The sequence below is a fragment of the Verrucomicrobiia bacterium genome, assembly GCA_036268055.1.
In the GTDB taxonomy this organism is placed as follows: Bacteria; Verrucomicrobiota; Verrucomicrobiia; order Limisphaerales; family Pedosphaeraceae; genus DATAUW01.
In genome coordinates, this window is sequence record DATAUW010000034.1 from 44,615 (window position 1) to 63,599 (window position 18,985).

16 protein-coding genes are annotated in these 18,985 nt (G+C 54.6%); 11 read left to right on the top strand and 5 right to left on the bottom strand.

Annotated features, from left to right (window positions below):
• Positions 1-482 precede the first annotated feature (482 nt).
• The 3 genes from VH413_17685 (at position 483) to VH413_17695 (ending at position 2,790) form a co-directional block, all read left to right on the top strand.
• Positions 483-935 (top strand): bifunctional nuclease domain-containing protein, encoded by a 453-nt coding sequence (locus tag VH413_17685; GenBank protein HEX3800528.1) that lies wholly within the window; start codon positions 483-485, stop codon positions 933-935.
• A gap of 10 nt (positions 936-945) precedes the next feature.
• Complete coding sequence (gene holA / locus VH413_17690; protein ID HEX3800529.1) at positions 946-2,094, top strand: DNA polymerase III subunit delta; 1,149 nt, start codon at positions 946-948, stop codon at positions 2,092-2,094.
• Between the two features lie 144 nt (positions 2,095-2,238).
• Positions 2,239-2,790 carry an STAS domain-containing protein gene (locus VH413_17695; GenBank protein ID HEX3800530.1) on the top strand — a complete coding sequence of 184 codons (552 nt, stop codon included), beginning with the start codon at positions 2,239-2,241 and terminating at the stop codon, positions 2,788-2,790.
• On the opposite strand, the gene VH413_17700 is transcribed toward VH413_17695, so the two are convergent.
• From VH413_17700 to VH413_17710, 3 genes are all read right to left on the bottom strand, one after another.
• A complete protein-coding gene (locus VH413_17700; protein ID HEX3800531.1) occupies positions 2,781-4,802 on the bottom strand; it encodes a UvrD-helicase domain-containing protein in 2,022 nt (673 codons plus the stop codon). The genes VH413_17695 and VH413_17700 overlap by 10 nt on opposite strands.
• Before the next feature lie 77 nt (positions 4,803-4,879).
• Positions 4,880-5,749 (bottom strand): hypothetical protein, encoded by an 870-nt coding sequence (locus VH413_17705; GenBank protein HEX3800532.1) that lies wholly within the window; start codon positions 5,747-5,749, stop codon positions 4,880-4,882.
• Between the two features lie 168 nt (positions 5,750-5,917).
• Positions 5,918-6,487, bottom strand: coding sequence for a DUF892 family protein (locus VH413_17710; GenBank protein HEX3800533.1), 570 nt, complete (start codon positions 6,485-6,487; stop codon positions 5,918-5,920).
• A gap of 285 nt (positions 6,488-6,772) precedes the next feature.
• Between VH413_17710 and VH413_17715 the strand changes: the two genes are divergently transcribed.
• The 3 genes from VH413_17715 (at position 6,773) to VH413_17725 (ending at position 9,442) form a co-directional block, all read left to right on the top strand.
• A complete protein-coding gene (locus tag VH413_17715; GenBank protein HEX3800534.1) occupies positions 6,773-8,617 on the top strand; it encodes an ABC transporter ATP-binding protein in 1,845 nt (614 codons plus the stop codon).
• A 36-nt stretch (positions 8,618-8,653) separates the two neighbouring features.
• Positions 8,654-8,866, top strand: a complete 213-nt coding sequence (locus VH413_17720; GenBank protein ID HEX3800535.1) for a DUF2905 domain-containing protein — start codon at positions 8,654-8,656, stop codon at positions 8,864-8,866.
• Between the two features lie 189 nt (positions 8,867-9,055).
• The gene (locus tag VH413_17725) at positions 9,056-9,442 is read left to right on the top strand and encodes an NADH-quinone oxidoreductase subunit A (GenBank protein ID HEX3800536.1); all 387 of its coding nucleotides are present in this window, start codon (positions 9,056-9,058) and stop codon (positions 9,440-9,442) included.
• A gap of 49 nt (positions 9,443-9,491) precedes the next feature.
• On the opposite strand, the gene VH413_17730 is transcribed toward VH413_17725, so the two are convergent.
• A complete protein-coding gene (locus VH413_17730; protein ID HEX3800537.1) occupies positions 9,492-9,650 on the bottom strand; it encodes a hypothetical protein in 159 nt (52 codons plus the stop codon).
• A 145-nt stretch (positions 9,651-9,795) separates the two neighbouring features.
• On the opposite strand from VH413_17730, the gene VH413_17735 reads away from it, so the two are divergent.
• From VH413_17735 to VH413_17750, 4 genes are all read left to right on the top strand, one after another.
• Positions 9,796-11,814 carry a PVC-type heme-binding CxxCH protein gene (locus VH413_17735; protein HEX3800538.1) on the top strand — a complete coding sequence of 673 codons (2,019 nt, stop codon included), beginning with the start codon at positions 9,796-9,798 and terminating at the stop codon, positions 11,812-11,814.
• 141 nt (positions 11,815-11,955) lie between these two features.
• Complete coding sequence (locus tag VH413_17740) at positions 11,956-13,416, top strand: ATP cone domain-containing protein (protein ID HEX3800539.1); 1,461 nt, start codon at positions 11,956-11,958, stop codon at positions 13,414-13,416.
• A 76-nt stretch (positions 13,417-13,492) separates the two neighbouring features.
• Complete coding sequence (locus tag VH413_17745) at positions 13,493-13,951, top strand: PepSY domain-containing protein (GenBank protein HEX3800540.1); 459 nt, start codon at positions 13,493-13,495, stop codon at positions 13,949-13,951.
• 128 nt (positions 13,952-14,079) lie between these two features.
• Complete coding sequence (locus tag VH413_17750) at positions 14,080-15,327, top strand: alkaline phosphatase family protein (protein ID HEX3800541.1); 1,248 nt, start codon at positions 14,080-14,082, stop codon at positions 15,325-15,327.
• 2 nt (positions 15,328-15,329) lie between these two features.
• On the opposite strand, the gene VH413_17755 is transcribed toward VH413_17750, so the two are convergent.
• Positions 15,330-16,943 (bottom strand): arylsulfatase, encoded by a 1,614-nt coding sequence (locus VH413_17755; GenBank protein HEX3800542.1) that lies wholly within the window; start codon positions 16,941-16,943, stop codon positions 15,330-15,332.
• A 342-nt stretch (positions 16,944-17,285) separates the two neighbouring features.
• On the opposite strand from VH413_17755, the gene VH413_17760 reads away from it, so the two are divergent.
• Positions 17,286-18,974, top strand: coding sequence for an arylsulfatase (locus VH413_17760; protein ID HEX3800543.1), 1,689 nt, complete (start codon positions 17,286-17,288; stop codon positions 18,972-18,974).
• Positions 18,975-18,985: the final 11 nt, after the last annotated feature.

The following is an 18,985-nucleotide window of genomic DNA, read 5'->3' on the forward strand; positions in this document are numbered from 1 at the left end:
AATAGGCAAATTTAATTCCCCTCACCTCATTCCTTAGGACGCACCTTGACATCACCCCAAGTTGGCTAAAGCGGCGCCGCCGTCCGACCGAGACCATAGATCGTCACTGTAGGGCGGAACTGCCGCTCCGCCGTCCAAAGTCCCGCAGGGACGACAGATCTTAGCCCAGCAATTTATTGCTGGGTTCACGTCCGTTGCAAATCAAGTCCCGCAGGGACGAAAGAAATTTACCGCCACCCAAACACCATCTTTCGTCAACCCGCAATCGTCAACCGAACACATTCCGCCTCTTTCTCCCCTCGATCGCGTAGGAGAAAGCCGGCGAAGATGGCCGCATTCGTTCGGCGGCTCGATGTGGCGGGATCTCCGCATTTATACTTCGCGCCTTTCCAAAATTCCTACACCATTTCCGCTCCAAGTTCCTACAACCCGTTATCACTCCCACACTTGTTTTTTTTAATTTTACCTTATAGACTAGTGGTATGAAGAATGATGTCGTGCCGGTGCAGATTCGCGGAATTTTACCTGCAAATAGCGGATGCGCCCTCTTCGTCGGCAACGATTCCAAAGTTTTCGTCATCAACGTCGAGCCGGCCATGGGTCAGGTCATCGGCATGTTCCTCCGTGAAACTCCCAAGGAACGTCCCCTCACCCACGACCTCATCGCCAACATTCTTAAAGGCTTCAGCATTTCCGTCGAACGCGTCGTCATCACCGAACTGAAAAATTCCACCTACTTCGCCCGCCTGATTTTGCACCAGCAAAATGAACTCGCGCGCAAAATCGTTGAAATTGACGCCCGCCCCAGCGATTGTCTCGCGATGGCCACCGCCCAGAAACGTCCGATTTACGTCTCCGCCGCTCTTTTCGAGCAGGTCGAGGACATGACCGAAGTCCTTGACCGCATCAACGAAAACGGCGGCGAGTTGGAATAATTTTATCACCATGCCTTCGTCCGCCAAGTCGTCCGCGCCACTCGTGCTGGTTTGTGGCGATGACGATTTCGCCGTCAAACAGCGCGCCAAGGAACTCTTCAACCAATGGTCCGAGGAACTCGGTGGCATGGACCATGAAATCATTGATGCCTCCGCCGCCAACAGCGGCGAAGCCTTGAAGGCGCTCGCGAAATTGCGCGAAGCCTTGCAAACCCTTCCCTTCTTCGGCAGCGGCAAAGCCGTCTGGCTTCGCGATTGCAATTTTCTCGGCGACGAACGCGCTGCCAGCGCCGCCGCCGTCACCGAATCGCTCGGCGAACTCGCGCAAGAACTAAAAGATTTTGCCTGGCAAAGCGTCCGCCTCATCATCAGCGCCGGCAAGGTGGACAAACGAAAAGTTTTTTACAAAACGCTCGACAAGCTCGGCACCGTGGAAAGTTTCGCCGGCTGGAGCATTGATGACCGCGATTGGGCGCAGCAGGCCGAGACGTGGGCGCGCCAGGCCTTGCGCGAACGCAAAAAAGAAATCTCCGATGAAGCCCTCGCCGAACTCGTCAACAACGTCGGCCCCAACGCCCGCCTGCTCGCCGGCGAAGTCGAAAAGCTTTCCCTTTTTCTCGCTGACCGTCCCGAAGCCGAGGTCGCCGACATCACCACTATATGCACCCGCAACAAATCCGCGCGCGCCTTCGCCCTCGGCGATGCCCTTGGCGACCGTGATCTTCCCCGCCTCTTGCGGACGCTCGACGAGGAGTTGTGGGAAATGAAATTCGACAAGGACAAATCGGAAATCGGTTTGCTCTACGGTCTCATCGGCAAAGTCCGCGCCATGATCCTGCTCAAGGAAATGTTGCGCGAAGGCTGGATCAAACCCGATGCCGATTACAATCGCTTCAAATCCCAACTCGAACGCGTCCCCGCCGCGCAACTGCCCGAAGACAAGCGTTACAATCCCCTTTCGCTCAATCCGTATGTGCTTTACAAAGCCTTGCCACAAGCCCGCCGCTACAGCCAGGCCGAATTGATCCAGGCGATGGATCTGCTTTTGAAATGCAATCAGCGCCTGGTTTCCAGCGGCCTTGATGATTCACTCATTCTCCAGCAAACACTTGTGCAAATCGTGGAAATCCCGCGCGCCAAAACCGCCGCCAGCCGTTAAACCCAAGCCCGCAAACATCCGATATGACTTTAAGTGCAAACACGCGGCGCACAAAAATATCAAACCGAAAAATCGAAATAAAAAAACTCATCCTTTCCACGCCTTATTCATTTTGATATATATTAGACCGGCGTCGCGCCATGTATGACAACATCTCCCGTTCAACTTCTGGTCTTTGTTTCCGACCAACTGGCCTGCATCAAGATCAAGGGCCGCGCCAATTTCACGTCCAGCATTGATTTCAAAACCGTCATCGAGGAACTCGTGGCTCGCGGCTTCACCTGCTTCGTGATTGACCTCACCGACTGCGTGCTGATGGACAGCACCTTTCTGGGCGTCCTCGCCGGCCTCGGTCTGAAAACGGCCGCCGCGAAAAATCTCGATACCCAGGCGCACACCATCGAGCTGATGAACCCGAATCCCCGCATCGCCGAACTTCTCGAGAATCTCGGCGTGCTGCATCTCTTCACCATCATCAGCGGCCCCACGCCCCAAACCCTCGCCGACGCCACCGAGCAAACCATCGTTCCGCCCGCCTCGGCCACCCGCGAGGAAGTCATCACCAACTGCCTCGAAGCCCATCGCGTCTTGATGTCCATTGATCCGGGAAATGTTCCCAAGTTCAAGGAGGTCACCCAATTTCTCGCCGAAGATTTGAAACGCCTCCGCGGCAACGGCGGCGAAGCTCAACCGTAAGGGCTGGCCATTTTCAAGTTCCATTCGTCCAGCAGTTCCTTCGGTATCTCGCTCAAAAATCGTGACGGCTGTTGCATCGCGTCGCCGCTTCCGCCGGGCAGCATGCGTATCAACGGATAGCTGAGGTAAATTTCATTCCGCGCGCGCGTCACCGCCACATAGAGCAGCCGCCGCTCCTCTTCTTCACCTTCCGGGGAATCCAGCGAACGCGCCGATGGAAATAACCCGTCGCAAAGCATGATCAAAAACACCACGTCGAACTCAAGTCCCTTCGCCTGATGAATTGTCGAAAGCCGGATCATCTCATCATCGTTGCTCGCAGGTTCGCTCGCTTCGGCTTCGAGGTTCGTTAGCAACGCCAGTTGCGCCAAAAAATCTTCCGTCGTTTTGAATTGTTGCGCAAACACCGACAACTGCTCCAGGTCATCCAGCCGGTTCCGATAATTCGCATACTTCTCCTGCAAATAATCTTCATAGCCCGCTTCCACCACGAGCATCAGCATCTTTGATGGCTTTCCCCGCGCCGGTTCCGTTTCCAGCTGCGACATCGTCGCCACTAATTGCGCCCATGCCACCGCCGCTTTCTTCGGCACTGACGCCGCGCATGCCTGCATTGCCAGCGCCAGCGGCGTTCGCTGTCCCTCCGACGGCTTGAACTCAACGGAAAATTTCTGCCACAATTTGTCCGCGCCCTTCGCGCCGATTCCCGGTTGCAACTGCACGATCCGCTTGAACGCCAATTCATCGCGCGGATTGCTCACCAGCTTCAAATACGCCGTCACATCCTTGATGTGCGCCTGTTCAAAAAACCGTATCCCGCTGGTGATGCTGAAGGGAATGTTGTGCCGCGTCAGTTCCAGTTGCAATTCCAGCGCGTGAAAATGCGACCGGTACAACACCGCCATGTCGTTCATGCTCGTGCCTTCTTCGCGCAATTCCAAAACCCGTTGCGCCACGAACGCCGCCTGTTCGGACGCGCTCATGCACGTCACCAGCACCGGCTTCGCGCCCGATTTGCGCGCCGGCGTCAATTCTTTCGCGAACTGATGCACGTTCGCCGCGATCACCGAATTCGCCACGTTCAAAATCTCCGGCGTGCTCCGATAATTCGTCTCGATCTTGTAAACTTTCGCCTCGGGATAACGCTCAGGAAATTTCAAAATATTTTTGAAGTTCGCCCCGCGCCACGCATAGATACTCTGCGCATCGTCGCCAACCACCATCACATTGCGATGCCGCGCCGCCAGCAAATCTATCAGGTCGCTTTGAAGCTGGTTGGTGTCCTGATATTCGTCCACCAGGATGAATTGAAACCGCCGCTGGTATTGCTCGCACACCTGTGGATGCTCCCGCATCAACTTCAACCACAACGCCAGCAGATCGTCGAAATCCATCGCGTTCGTCGCCTGCTTGCGCGCCGTGTAACGCTTCTCCAAATCCACAATCTGCGGCGCAAGGCTCTCGAAATAATCGTAATCGTCCGCCAGCACTTTTTCGATCGTGCGGCCCGTGTTCAATGCGAGTGAAAAAATATCCGCCAGCACTTCCGCCTTGGGAAAACGCGTCGCCTTCACGTCAATTTTCGCTTCACCCAGGCACGCATCAATCAAATCTTTCGCATCCTCGCGATCCATGATCGTGAAATCGCGATGATACCCGATCAAGTCCGCGTGCAGCCGCAAAACTCGGTTGCCAATCCCATGAAAAGTTCCGCCCCAAAGCCCCGGTAATTCCTGCGACAACAATTCCCCCACGCGCCGCATCATTTCTTTCGCCGCTTTATTCGTGAAAGTAAGCAATAGAATCCGGTCGGCCGGAATCCCTTGCTCCAGCAAAAAACCCACGCGATAAGTAAGCGTCCGCGTCTTGCCCGAACCCGCGCCCGCGATCACCAGCGATGGCCCCGGCGGCGCCGTCACCGCCGCGTGCTGTTGCGCATTGAGTTCCTTTGCATAATCAATATGCAATTCAACCGGCGCATGAAATGGGTGCAGGACATAGTCGCGCGACATGCAGGAAAGTTAAGCCAAACGCGCAAACTAAAAAGGGAAAAAATATTCGGAGGGGGCAGGAAATTGGATTTGACGTGCTAAGCTGGCACCGGCGCGGCATCATCCGCCAGCTTGCGGCGCAACCGCGCGATGTTCGCTTCCACTTTTTCGACGTAGTAATTCGAGCCTGATGGGTAGGGATTATTCATGTAGCGATATAACCCCTCAAAGTCCGTTTCCAATTTTTGCCGGACATATTTTTCCCAGAATGCCGGCGTCTTCTTCATCAAATCATCCTCACTGGTGAACAAGTTGACCGATGGATTTTTTCCGCCCTCGTGGCGTGACGCCTCGGCAAATTCGGAATAGAGCACCGGAAGTTTTTCCACGTAATCATCCGCCGCCATCTGCCCAAGCAAATCCGCCGTGCCCAATGCGAAGCCAACCATCTTCTCCAGGTCCGTGCGAAAAGGAATTTTGTCCAGCGCAGCGTTGACACCCGTGCAAAGAATCATGTCCTGCACCGCATGAATGTCTTCCTTGGCATAACCTTTTCCGTGCAGCATTTCTGCCGCAAAATCCGCGCTCCGGCGCACATGCACCACTGTATATTTGGCCCCGGTGCCGCCATGATCGCCATTCTTTTTCAGGTAGCCGGTGTCGTGCAACAGGATCGCCATGATCCCCAACTCAAACATTTTCCGCGTGATCCGCGGCTCTGCGTTCGCCCGATGACGCGCCAATAATAGCCGCGCCATGCACAACGCGCCTTGCAGCGTGTGTTCAAAATCGTGGTATTTCGCATCAATCGCCTGATAGCCCGGATACCGCCCGGAAAAACAATCAATGACCCAGCCAAAGATTTGGGGAATGTAAAGCCGGTCGCCGTCGGGGAACATGGCGAGGTAAGCGGCTTGGACTTCAACCTCTACTTCGGTTGGGTCCTTCGTAACCACGTGCGCATACATGCTTGGCTCAATATTATCTATAGTCGAAGAAAATGCACGCTTTTTTCTCGCCGAACGCCGATTCGGATACGCCGCCTGACGATGCTGCTTGTTTCGATTTCGGACCCGCTGATGAAGATTGGAAAGATCCATAAGCGTTATTCTTTACTCATTCAAACTGCTAATCCGTCAATTCGAATGAGCCAGCGCTTTTTTGAGCGAAGTTTTTTCCACCAGTTCCTTGAGCGGCCTTTTGTTTGCCAGTCCCGTCAAAAGCATGTCCGCCATTTTTTCCTGCTCGCGGATGGAAGTGAGCAACGCCAATTCATGTTTGTAATCCAACGCCTTCGCCCACGCGCACAGCGTCCCGTACGAGGCGATTTCATAATGCTCAATTTTTTGCGCGGCGGCGATCAGGGCAATATCCAATACTGATGAATTTAGTTTTTTCGCCGCCAACTGCACGGTCTCCTTGATCATGTCCCGAATCGCGTGATTGGTTTTTGATTTCAACTTTTCGCCGAGGGAATCTCCCACCGTTTGCACGCATTCAAGATGCCCTTTCGTTTCCGTGAGATGGATTTGCAACAGAGCTTTCAAATCGTCACATTGCGTCAGCTTGATCAGCACCGGCAGGGCCAGCGTCAGTTGATGCTCGCCGCTTTCCATTTCGGCCAGTTGCTCCAAAAAAAGCGCCCGTAATGGTTCATGCAGGTTTGAAGTTTCTCGGGCCGCGCGCGTATCTGTGATTGAATTCATAATTGAAAGTCCGTTTCGCTGTTTCGCGAAGCCGCTCAAAAAATTCGCCGCTTCGCCCGTGGTTCCTGATTTTTTCAGCACGGCGAATGCCACGAAAATTCACGATAAAATCGCCTGATTGTTCCACCCGCTTTGCAAAATGCCCCAATAATTTTGCGATTTGCACGTTTGGCCCCAGGTACGTGATAAAATCCCTTGTATCGAAAAACTGTCATTTAATGAAATGTGTGGTTTATTAGCGCAGGTCAAAAGCTGCCATGCACCGTCTATAAACTTTAATCCGAAATGTCCCGCAACTCCCACATCCTCACTTCCACCGACCCAACCTTCAGCGCCAAGTCGCGCTCCACGTGGGAAATCCTCCGCCGCGTTTCGGTTTACCTGAAGCCCTACAAATTCGCCGCCTTCGGCACGATGACGTGCGCCCTGCTCTCGCTCGCCTTCTCGCTCGCGTATCCGCAATTCATCGGCATGATCATTGACGACGTCATCGGCAAGCATCAGTTGGACAAGCTCACGCCGGTCATGCTCGCGCTGCTGGCAACTTTTCTTTTGCGCGATGTCTTCAACAGCATCCGCATCCGCATCAACAACACCCTCGAACAAAACGTCATCTTCGACATGCGCCGCGATGTGTATGCACGACTCCAACGGCTCCCCGTTCATTACTTCGATCAGCGCGCTTCCGGCGATCTCATGACGCGCGTCATCGAAGACGTTAATTCCGTCGAACGCATTCTCATTGACGGCATCGAACAGGGCAGCGTTGCCATTCTCAGTCTGATCATCGTGCCCATCGTTTTATTTCACAAAAGCCCTTCGCTCGCGTTCATCGCCATGATCCCGTTGCCGCTGCTCGTCGGCGGCGCCATGTGGTACACCTTCACCGCGCATCGCCGCTACCGCTTCCAGCGCCAGGCTGCCAGCGCCATGAACGCCCTGCTCATGGACAATCTTCAGGGCGTCCGCCAGATAAAATCTTTCAGCCGCGAGTCTCACGAGGATGCCCGCTTCGCCACGCGCGCCGATGACCTGCGCAGTTCCACGCTCGGCATCATGCGCGTGTGGGCGCTCTATTCGCCCGCCATGAGTTTCGCCGCCGCGCTCGGCACCGTCTTGATTCTTTGGGTCGGCGGCTGGCAAGTCGCCCACAACGAACTCACTGCGGGCAGACTGATCGCCTTCCTTTTTTATCTCGGTTTGTTCTACGATCCCATCCGTCAACTGCACGGCCTCAACCAGCTTCTCCAGGCGGCGCGCGCCGCCGGGGAACGCATGTTCGATATTCTCGATTCCGCCATCGAACGCACCGACAACAAACGCCGCCATGCCCTCGCCACGCCGGTTCGCGGCGAAGTGATTTACGACCACGTCGGCTTCAGTTATTCCACCGACAAAACCGTTTTGCGCGACATCTCGCTCCGCGCGACACCCGGCGAAATGATCGCGCTCGTCGGCCCCACCGGCGCGGGCAAATCCACGCTCGTCAATATGCTGCCCGCGTTTTACGAACTAACTTCCGGTCATATCACCATTGACGGCCAGGACATCGAGGGCGTCGCGCTCGAATCGTTGCGGCGCCAAATCAGCGTCGTCAGCCAGGAGGCGTTTCTTTTCAACGGCACCATTCGCGAAAATATTCTTTACGGAAATCTCGACGCCACCGAAGCCCAACTCATCGCCGCCGCGCAAGCCGCGAACTGTCACGAATTTATTTCGCGCCTGGCAGATGGTTACGATTCCCGCGTCGGCGAACGCGGCGTAAAACTCAGCGTTGGTGAAAAACAGCGTGTCAGCATCGCCCGCGCGCTGCTAAAAAATTCTCCCATTCTCATCCTCGACGAAGCCACCGCCAGCGTGGACACCAGCACCGAACGCCTCATCCAGGAAGCGCTGGAACGGCTCATGGAAAATCGCACCAGCTTCGTCATCGCCCATCGTCTCAGCACGATTCGCAAGGCCGATCAAATCCTGGTGTTGCGCGAAGGCCAGATCATTGAGCGCGGCAACCACGACGAACTCCTCGCCCTCAACGGCCTCTACGCCAAACTCGCACGCATCCAAAACACTACCTTCATCGAGGAGAGCTTTGAAAAACTTTCCGACGAAGAACAGCCGGCGGAAACATAATTGCGTCCTAAAACCGGACACCTAATAAATCCATCCGTGAACGACTTGGGAAAACTTTTAGTGATCACCGGCTTCATGCTGATCATTACCGGCGTAGCCATCTGGTCCGGCGTTGGCCGCGGCTGGTTCGGCCGCCTCCCCGGCGATATCCATTACACCCGCGGCAACTTCAGCTTCCACTTCCCCGTCATCACTTGCATCCTGCTCAGCGTCATCCTGACCATCCTCCTAAGAATCTTCCGCCGCTAAGCTGAACAACTCGGGCCAAAATTTGAAAAAATTTTCGAGCGCGATCAAACCGCTCTAACATTCTGTCTTTCCCAACCAGTGTTCATTCCGTGTTCCATCCGTGGCTGATTTTCTCCGCGCCTCCGCGTCTCCGCGTTTAACCTGTGCTTTCCCCTTGCCAATTCGCATTCACATTTCTAAATTCTCCTTATGGCTGATTCGCAGTTGCAGCAATACATTCCAATCCTCATCCTCGCGGTCGTCGCGATCGCTTTCGCGTTCGGCACGCTCATCGCCTCCGCGCTCCTCGGCAAGCTCGGCCGCCGCAGCCGCATCAAGGACAGCGCCTATGAATGCGGCATGCTTCCCGTCGGCGAAGCCAGCTCCCGCATGTCCGTGAAATTTTACCTCGTTGCGATGCTCTTCATCCTGTTCGATATCGAAGTCATCTTCCTTTATCCGTGGGCGATTGTTTACAAGGAAATGCTCGTGACCCATGCGGGTTTGATTTTCGGTTCCATGATGAGTTTCCTCGGCATCCTTTTCGTCGGCTATATCTACGCGCTGAAGAAAAAGGCGTTCGACTGGAAGCATTGAAAAACGCAGTCTAAAAAACTTCCTCCGCGCGGTAAAAAATCAACTGCAGTTATTTCCAGCGATGGCGGCTGCGCGCTTCCTTCTTGCTGTGGTGTGCATCGAACATGATAAACAGCGCCACCCCCACCCCCAACACAATCGCCACAATCACAAAGGGATACTGATGGCACAACTCAGAAACAGAACTGCAGAACGTCTTGAAACTCATAACGGATTTATAGTTTGACACAGAAACGCCAGTTCGCATTCAAGAATATCCTTGCGGCAATTTGCAAACCGCAATGAAATCCGTTCTTGAACCTGCGACGCCCGTGAACATTTTCATTATCTGCGCTTTTTTATCCGCATTAACCATGCCGATTTTTGCCGCGGAGTCTCCCGGGAATCCCTTATCTCCCCAAAAAGCGCTCGCCACCTTCCAACTCGACCCCGGGCTCAAGATCGAATGCATAGCCTCCGAACCCACTGTCGTCAGTCCCGTTGCGATGGATTGGGACGAATCCGGACGGATGTATGTCGTGGAAGATCGCGGCTATCCACTCGGCCCGGCGCCCGGCGAAAAACCGCAAGGCCAAATCATCCTTCTCGAAAGCACGCATCACGACGGCCACTATGACAAACGCACTGTCTTCGCGGATGGCCTCACCTTTCCGAACGGTGTCCTCTGCTGGCGTGGCGGCATCTTCGTTACTTGCGCGCCATATTTATATTATTTCAAAGACACCGATGGCGACGGCGTTGCTGATTTAAAGCAAATTATTTTCCAGGGTTTCGGCGATCAATCCACCACCCAGCAACGCGTCAGCCATCCGCTTCTGAATATTGACGGCTGGATTTATCTCACCTCGGGATTTACCAGCGCGAACCTCACCTTGCCGCTGCATCCCAATCGCCCGCCGGTCGTCTGCGACCTGACCGATTTCCGTTTTCAACCCGGCACAGGTGAGATTGAAGCCGCCGCCGGCATCGCGCAATTCGGCCAAACCTTCGACAATTTCGGTCGCAAATTCATTTGCTCAAACCGCAATCACAATCAGATCGTGATGATCCAACTCCAATATGCCAATCGGAATCCCGATCTCACCCTCAACCGCCTCGTCGAAGACACCCCCGATCACGGCGCCGCTGCGCGTGTTTTTCCACTCAGCGCGAATATCACCACCGTTCCAGCCGAAGCCGGACATTTCACTTCGGCTTGTGGCATCCTCTATTATCGCGGCTCCGCCCTGCCCGCCGATTATCGTGACAACTCCTTCACCTGCGAACCCGCCGGCAATCTCATCCACCGCGACCTCATTCGCCCAACCAATTCCACCTTCGTCGCCAGCCGCGCGAGCGTGAACCGGGAATTCCTCGCCTCCACCGACAACTGGTTTCGCCCCGTCAATCTCGCCTGCGGTCCCGACGGCGCGCTCTACGTCTGCGACATGTATCGCGGCGCCATTGAGCATCCCAATTTTCTTACAAACGAAAAACGCGCCGCCACCGATTTCAACGCCGGGAAAGACAAAGGCCGCATCTACCGCATCACCGGCAAGGACTTCACGAATTTTTCGCAAGCCGATCTCTCCCACGCCAGCACCGTTGATCTCTGTGAATTATTAAATCATCCAAACGCCTGGCAGCGCACCACCGCCCAACGCCTCCTGTTGGAACGCAACGATGTCGCTTCCTTTTCTCCACTCGCCTCCCTTTGCAAAAATGCACCCGATCCCGAAACACGCGTTCTCGCATTACGAATTCTCGACAACCTCGACAATCTCCGCGACGCCCAAATCGAATTCGCGCTTGCCGACAAAAATCCCGGCGTCCGCGAAAACGCCCTGCAACTCGCCGAACCGCGCCTTAAAAATTCACCGCGCCTCTCCGCCGCCATTCTCGTTCTCGCCAACGATCCCGATCCTCGCGTTCGTTTTCAATGCGCCCTCACCCTCGGCGAACTCGATAATTCACGCGCCCTGACCGCCCTCGCCCAAATCGCCGCCCGCGATTCCACCGACCACTGGACTCGCGCCGCCATTCTGTCCTCCGTTCGCAACCACGCCGCCGACCTGCTCGAAATTCTTTTGAACACCCAACCCCTTTCCACACCCGGCGCTTCCGCCTTGATCACCGAACTCACCCGCATGTCCGCGATGCACCTCACGCCCGCCGCGTTGACCTCCCTCCTCGAACAACTGCTCGCCCCCGACACCCAAGCCGACGCCCTCTGGCAAAAACCCGCCCTCGCCGCCTTCGCTCAAGGCCTCGCCACCCGCCCGTCCCCACATATCGAAACCCTCGACCTCCTCACCAACCACTCCCCCATCACCACCCTCACCCGCGACCGCTTTAATTTTTTAACGAACGCCTCCGCACCTTCCAGCAATTAATTACAGATTCCCTCTTTCCAGAATTTATTTCTCTCTCTTCCGCTCTGCGCCTCTGCGTCAAAAAAATCCAACCCAAAATCGCCGCCTCGCCCACATTCGATTCATCCTTTATTTCACCGCATTTGCGTGCTACAAATCTCCATGCCCGTCCAGAACCGCATCATCAAGATCCAGAAGCGAAATCGCGCCCTCGTCACTTTCGACCCCGACCGCATCGGCCGCGCCATTCTCCGCGCCGCCGAATCCATCGGCGGATTCCAACAGGATCTTCTTCCCGACATCAACGGCACAATTTTCGACGCATGCGACACCGACGAACAAATTGCCGCCTTCCTGAGCGACATGGTCATCGTCTGCCTCAATGCCGAGGAACATCATCTTATCACGAATTTTCCGCCGACCATCGAGGACATCCAGGACCGCGTGCTTCACATTTTGCGCAGTTACGGTTTTCAAAACACCGCCGATGCCTACGCATGCTATCGCTGGGGCCGCCACTGGTTCCGCGAAGGCGCGATCTCTGCCGATAAATTTGTCGGCAACGGTTTTCCGCGCGAACGCATGACGCAAACTCTCGAATGGAACCGCCAGCATGGCTGCGATACCATCGCCGGCCTCAACGAACTCGTCGCGCGCGGCCAACTCAAACCGGTCATTGACGACTCCATCGCCCGCTACGAATCCTCCCTCGACGAAGCCGCCGCGAAAGTCATGTCCCGCATCCGTGGCGGCGATAACATCCGCATGATGTGGGTGAGCGGCCCAAGTTCCTCCGGCAAGACCACCACCACCGTCAAGCTCACCCAGCGCCTTGAGAAACAGGGCCTGCGCTTTCTCATGCTCAACCTCGACGATTATTTTTGGTCGCTCGTGGAGCATCCCACCGATTGGATCAACGACCGTAATTTTGAAACGCCCGAGGCTCTCGACATCCAATTATTGAATCAACACCTTCAGCAGTTGCTCGACGGCAAAACCATTGACAAGCCCACCTACAGTTTCAAGGAAGGTCGCCGCACCACAGCCAAGCAAGTGAAGCTCGAACCTGGCCAAATCCTGTTGCTCGATTGCCTTCACGGCCTCTACCCGCCCATCACCGAGGGCATTGATCCCAGCGCGCAATTCCGCCTTTACATCGAGGCGATGAATCCCATTTACGAAGGCGATGGCTCGACCAAACGCTGCGTGAAATTCACTGATGTCCGCATCATCCGCCGCATGCTCCGCGACGTGCAGCATCGCAATTACAGTCCCATCACCACGATGCTTCACTGGCACTACGTTCGCGCCGGAGAATTGTTCAGCATCATCCCGCTCATGGGCCTCGCCGACCACATCGTTGACGGCGGATTTCCTTTTGACTTGCCCGCGCTCAAGCCGTTCTTCATGGGCCCCGGCGGATATTTCCCGGGCGCTGACGCGCTAAATTCTTATACCGGATTTCTCGATGCGCGCATCCGTTACGACCGCGTCCGCCAACTGCTCGAATCCGTGAACGGCCTGACCAAAGACCAGGTTATGTCGCACGACCTGATTCCCGGCGACGCCGTCATCCGCGAATTCGTCGGTGGCAGCACGATCAAGATTCCGCACAACGAGTAGTTTAGCGGCCATTCCGCTGTTCCAAACCGCCGCAATTTTTTGCGAAATCCAATCGTTATTCTTCGATCCGGATTGCATGAAAAAACTGTCACGTCTCTTTCATGCTGTTGTCATTCAGAAGCAGTTTAATCTCAGCGTCGAAGCTCTAACCAATAATCTGAATCCTCACAAAAATATGAATCCAAAACTTGCTATTGTTGCCTTGCTTGCAGTCAGTCTCATTGCCGGTTGCGAATCAGAAAGTGAAGAACGCTCCGAGCACCAATCAAATCAGGCTGAATTGCTTTCCCAGGCGAAGATCAGCAAAGACGACGCGGTAAAAATCGCCATGAACCGCGTTCCCGACGGCTCCGTCAAGGAAGCGGAATTGGAAAAAGAACATGGCAAATTGATCTGGTCATTTGACATGGCGACTCCCGGGATGAAGGATATCACTGAGGTGAATGTGGATGCCATCACCGGAAGCGTGGTCGGCGTTCATAAGGAATCTCCTGAGTCGGAAAAGAAAGAAGCCGATGACGAAAAGGGCAAATAGGTTTAGAGTCTGGCAAAATGTTCACCGGGCACAAACCATGGCTTTGCCAGCATGAGATGGAACTGCGGCCAATCGTTGAGCGGCCCGCTGGGAATTTTTTGGTTTCCGTAATTTGGGCGGCCTGCTTGATGATGTTATTTGGCGTTTCGCTGACGGCACAAACTCTGCCGCCCATTAAAACGGTATTCGTCATCAGCATGGAGAATCACAATCTCGTCGAACCGATTTCCGACGGGACGGATGCCATTTTTAAAAATCCCGCCGCGCCTTTCATCAACAGCCTGATTACGCCCGGCAATTCCAACGCCCTGCAAACGACGTATTGCGTTCACTATTACAATGTGGGAGTCGGAGTCCATCCGTCGGAAGCAAATTATATTTGGTCCGAAGCCGGGACGGATTTCGGCATCCATACCGACGGCGATCCCGGCACGAATTTCAATAACGTATTCAATGCGCCGCATCTGACCGGGCAGTTGGATGCCGCGGGCATTTCCTGGAAGAATTATCAGGAAGATTTTCAATTCGCCACGAATCCGATCGTCAGTGCTTCCGGCGACGACACAAATTTTACCAACGCTTACAACGGAGCGAGCGATTTCGATTATGCGGTTCGCCACAATCCCATGGCGTTTTTCTCCGATACACAGGCCGAAAATATTTATCCGCTGGAACAATTATTTTCCGATTTAAGCAATCATGTCGCCGGTCGTTATAATTGGATCGGCCCAAACACCTTCAATGACCAGCACAGCCCATTGCCCGGAGGGTTTACTTATAACGGCATCACTTACACCGGTGAGGATGCGGGCATTGCGCAGGGCGATAATTTTCTTTCGATCATCCTTCCCCGCATCATGGCTTCGGCGGAATATCAGGACAACGGCATGATTGTTATTTGGTATGATGAATCCGAATACGAGGATGATACCAATCATCCCATTCCAGCGATTATCATTTCGCCCTGGGCGCGGGGAAATGGTTACGCGAGCCAAAAGATAATGAGCCATTCATCCGATTTGAAAACGATGGAAGAAATCTTCGGTCTGCCGCTATTGACGAATGCCATTCCTCCCGCCGAAACGTCCCTGACCGGAACCGGCTATAATACTCTCGATGCCGTGAATGACTTCAGCGATCTTTTTCGGACGACGCCATTGATCACTGACGCGCATTTACTGAATGGAGGTTTTCAATTACGCTTCAGCGGACCCACGGGAACCAATTATCAGATTTCGACCAGTGAAGTTTTAACCACACCGGCTTCAATCTGGACGGTTGTGGCCAGCGGCACATTCGGCGACACGAATATTTCCTGGATAGACACGCAAGTGAGCGACTATCCCACGCGTTTTTATCGGCTGAGTTCGCCTTAGATTTAGTGTTGCGCCTTGAGTTTCGCGTAATCAATCACCCCGCAACGCGCCGCCCATTTATCGTAGTCATCGCGCAATTCGTGAACGATGTCAGGATGAGCGTCAGCTAGATTGTGCATTTCAATGCGATCCTGCGAAATATCGTAAAGCTCCCACTCATTGCCACTGGGGCCGAGCGTCACCAGTTTCCATTTTCCTTTGCGAATCGCCGAATTGCCTTCGTGCTCCCAGAAAAATGTTCGATCAGCAACGCCGTGCCCGCCCTTCAACATCGTCACTATGCTCTGGCCTTCCAATTTCACCGCGCCATCGCCGGGATATTTTGTGCCCGCCAACTCCAAAAATGTCGGCAGTAAATCCAGCACATGACCGGGTTCGCGAACTAATGTCCCTTCTTTGTCTTGCGGAATTCCCGCCGGCCAGCGGGCAATCAATGGCGTGCTGATGCCGCCTTCGTAAGCCGTGACCTTGTGCCGCCGCCAGGGCGTGTTACTCACCGTCGCCCAGGGACGCGCGTAGCCGCGAAAGGAATCGCGGTCGCCAATCGGCACTGATTTATTGCCCCCGTTCGGATCTTCTGCCGCCGCGCCGTTGTCCGATAAAAAAATCACCAGCGTATTTTTTTCGACGCCAAGCTTTTTTAATTCATCCAGCAATCGCCCGATCGCCCGATCCAGATGTTCCGTCTGCGCCGCATAAACTTCCATGCGCCGCGCCCACTGCTTGCGCTGCTCGTCGGTCAATTGGTCCCACGGCTTGTTTTTTCCCCGGTCCATCGGGCACATGTCCTGCCCTTCGGGAACGATTCCAAGCTGGGTCATCCGCTTCAATCGCTCCTTGCGAATCGCCTGCCAGCCCAGGTCATATTTCCCGCGATACTTTTCTATATCCGACTCCGGCGCTTGCAATGGCCAATGCGACGCATTGTAAGGCATGTAGAGAAAAAATGGTTTGGCCGGCGAAGTCTTCGTGGACGTTTCCAAAAATTCTATCGCATGATCGGTGAAGGCGTCGGTGGAATAAAAGCCGTCGTGCGGGGGTGTATAAGTTTGGTCGTTCAAGGCCATCGGCGCGCGGGGTCCGTCGCCGGAACCGCCGCCGAAATAATTCATCGCGCCATTAATTTGGACAAAAGACAAATCGAAGCCCCGATGAACAGGCCATTCTTCCGGACGCTTTCCAAGATGCCATTTGCCGGCCATCATCGTCTCGTATCCGTCCGCGCGCAACAATTCCGCCATCGTGGGGCTGTTGGTGCTGAGATGATCCTGATAAGCCGGAGTGTTCGCCGCCTCGCGCGCTTCCGCCGCATATTCATCGATCATGTCGCCGATGCCGACCTGATGCGGATAGCGTCCGGTCAGCAACGCCGCGCGCGTCGGGCAGCACCGCGCCTGATTATAAAATTGCGTCAGCGCCACGCCGCTCTTGGCGAGGCGATCAATATTAGGCGTGGAAATCTCCGAGCCAAAACACCCGATATCCGAGTAACCCAAGTCATCGGCCAAAATCAAAACAATATTCGGCCGCTCGGATGCCGCGTGGAGAGAAAGTCCCCCAAGCAAAATCTCCATGACAAATCCGAACGCCAGGAATTTGAATAGTGCTCGTTTCATCGTGCAGCAGTTGTTCACAGCGCGTGCTCGTGCCGTGGTCGTGCTATACCGCAACCAAACAATAATTGCCGCCGCACATCAATGTGTTTTTTGTCTGCGTCAGGCGTGCCTCAAAGCCGCACGTAAAATTTAATCGACCCGCGAATCTCATTCTCCCACACGCAGTCACAAGTATCGAAACGCGCAAACGGAAATTCGCCGAAATTTTAATGACCCGGTTTCACTCAAAAATGACCCGTAGCAAAGTTGTCCCACAACGGCTTCACGGTTGAATCCAGCGGCTAATAGAAATATTATAATGTCATCAGACCTATGACTATCAATCCGCCAATTCAACGACTTTTGAAACTGGCACAAGTTTTTTTCTTCGTTGCCTGCCTGCTCATAACGAGCCGCGCGACCAATGCCGCCGAGACCAACGCGCCGCGCCCGAATATTGTTTTTATCCTCGCCGATGACTTGGGCTATTCGGACCTTGGCTGTTACGGTTCGGAAATTCCCACTCCGAATCTCGACCGGCTCGCGGCGGAAGGAATGCGCCTGAGCGAATTCTATACGACGCCGCGTTGCTGCCCGACTCGCGCATCGTTGCTAACAGGATTGTATCCCCAACAAGCCGGCATTGGCGAAATGATGGAAGACCGCGGCATCATTGGCTATCGCGGCGAACTAAGCCACGACTGCATTTCGATGGCCGAGATTTTGAAACAAGCCGATTACCACACCTTGATGGTCGGCAAATGGCATGTGTGCCACATTTTTTTCGATGGCAAAAAACAGCTGGATCACGAATCCAATGTTCCTTTTTGGGAAGACAAAACCGACTGGCCGTTGCAACGAGGATTCGAGGAATATTTTGGCACCATCCACGGCGTTTGCAGTTACTATGATCCTTTTTCGCTCGTGCGCGGCAACACCCCCATCCAGCCTGACTCCACGAATTTTTATTACACCGATGTCATCACCGAGCACGCCATTGCGGACATTGATAATTATGCGGGCAAGGACAAACCCTTTTTTATTTATGCCGCTTACACCGCGCCGCATTGGCCATTGCAGGCGCCGGAAGCGGACATCGCCAAATATCGCGAGCGTTATCTGGCGGGTTGGGATGCCATCCGCACCAATCGTTATCAACGCCAGATCGCGCTCGGCCTGATTGACAAATCCTGGCCGCTCTCTCCGCGCGACCCGCGCGTGCCGGAGTGGGGCAAAGTCAAAGATAAAAAATGGGAGGCCAACCGCATGGCGACTTATGCGGCGATGGTTGAACATCTGGATCGCGGCGTCGGACGCATTCTTGACCAGCTCAAGCAAAAGGGCATTGAGAAAAACACGCTCGTGATTTTCATGTCTGACAATGGCGCTTGCGCCGAAATCATCCAGCCCGAGTGGTATGATATTCCCAGCAAAACGCGCGACGGCCGCATCGTCAAGGTGGGCAACGGCAATCACTCCGTTTTCGCCGGGCCCGAAGATGTCTGGCAAAGTTACGGCGTGCCGTGGGCGAATGCCAGCGACACTCCCTTCCTGCTCTACAAACATTTCACCCATGAAGGCGGCATCTCCACTCCGCTAATCGTTCGCTGGCCGGAAGTGATTCACGCGGGCGGCGTCATCTCACGCCAAATCGGACACGTCACTGACATCATGCCGACGCTGATGGAAGTCGCCGGGGCAACACTTCCCGAAACCTTCAACGGCCATCCGTCGCCCGCCTTGGAGGGCCAGAGCCTGTTGCCGATTTTTAAAGGCGAGACGCGCCCGCATCCCAAACCGATTTTCTGGGAGCACGAAGGTAATCGCGCAGTCCGGCTCGGTGAATGGAAACTCGTCGCGCGTCACGGCGATCCGTGGGAACTTTACAACGTCGAAACCGATCGCACCGAACACAACAACCTCGCCGCCGATCAACCGGAAAAAGTGAAAGAATTATCGTCTCTTTACGCGGATTGGGCCGCGCGCTGTCATGTCGTGCCGCCCGAACAATTACCTCGCGTGCGCCGCATCGTGCCCGCGAGTAATGATTAGCCCGTCATCCG